This window comes from Nocardia araoensis NBRC 100135, from assembly GCF_000308435.1.
GTDB lineage: Bacteria > Actinomycetota > Actinomycetes > Mycobacteriales > Mycobacteriaceae > Nocardia > Nocardia araoensis.
The window spans coordinates 1-949 of the sequence record NZ_BAFR01000263.1; the positions used below are offsets into that span (position 1 = coordinate 1).

Genomic DNA, 949 nt, shown 5'->3' on the forward strand with positions numbered 1-949 from the left:
CGACGGCCATGAGATGGGTCGGCACCCGAACCACCTCGAACCCGGCGGCCAGCAGGTCCCGCTCCAGTCGGCGTGTGAACGTGTCGGCAGTCCTCTAACGCGAAGCGGGCACCCGGCCACTGGGCAGCCCACTCGACCGCCTTCAAATGATCCTCGCTGGTAGTTCCGATCGTCTTCTCGGCCAACTGGCGGCCCACGGGATCGGCGGCGACCAGGGTATGGGTGCGTTTGTGGGCGTCCACACGATGGCTCAACGGTTTTCGGTCCTCTCACGCGCAAACGGGATAAATGCGACCAGGTGAGGACGGGCACGTGTCAATCGGGCGTTTGCGGCGCGCTCCTATCAGGCCACGCACCTCGCCGGTCGGGCCCGGCGAGGTCGCACATCGTGACAAGCCACCAGCATTCACAGCTGGGGCAGCGAAGAAAAGAGCGAACCCCGCCGGGCACTCATGATCGTGACATTGACGCGAAGAAAGCCGAAGCCAGTTTCAGGATCTCGTTGGCCTGCTTGAGATCTCGGACCTCTCGCCGCAGCTTCGTCAACTCCTCACGCTCGGCCGAAGACAGGCCGGGCCGCTTGCCCGTCCGGCCGCGCCCCATCGGCCAGGGCCTTCTTGATCCAGATCCGCAGCGTCTCGAAATGGACATCGACCAACGGCGCGAGAGCTTGGGCGGCAGCATACGGAGTCCCGTACTCATCGAGGCGCTCGAGAGCCAGACGCACAGCCTTCTCGCGAACCTCGGGCGGGTAACGCTTCGACATGATGGCGACCATCTTCCCCTAAGAGCACCTATCAGGTTCGGTTGCGGAGCCTTCGCCAGCAGATGAGGGCGGCGGCGAGGTCGAGGAGTCCTTGGTGGATGTCGGTGCGTCGTTCCCAGCGGGTGGCCAGGCAGCGGTACTGGTGCAGCAGGGCAAGGATTGTTCGACGATCCATCGCCCTGT

General features: G+C 64.5%; 1 protein-coding gene and 1 pseudogene. Both read right to left on the minus strand.

The features are described from left to right. Positions 1 to 254: pseudogene (locus tag ON21_RS41080) on the minus strand (IS110 family transposase); the annotation flags it as partial. A 296-nt stretch (positions 255 to 550) separates the two neighbouring features. Beyond that, complete coding sequence (locus tag ON21_RS30280) at positions 551 to 766, minus strand: hypothetical protein (protein ID WP_157171025.1); 216 nt, start codon at positions 764 to 766, stop codon at positions 551 to 553. Positions 767 to 949 lie beyond the last annotated feature (183 nt).

What these genes read in the sequence shown, in the direction of transcription:
- ON21_RS30280 (WP_157171025.1), bottom strand. Translation starts at nt 766, where the DNA reads ATGTCGAAGCGTTACCCGCCCGAGGTTCGCGAGAAGGCTGTGCGTCTG.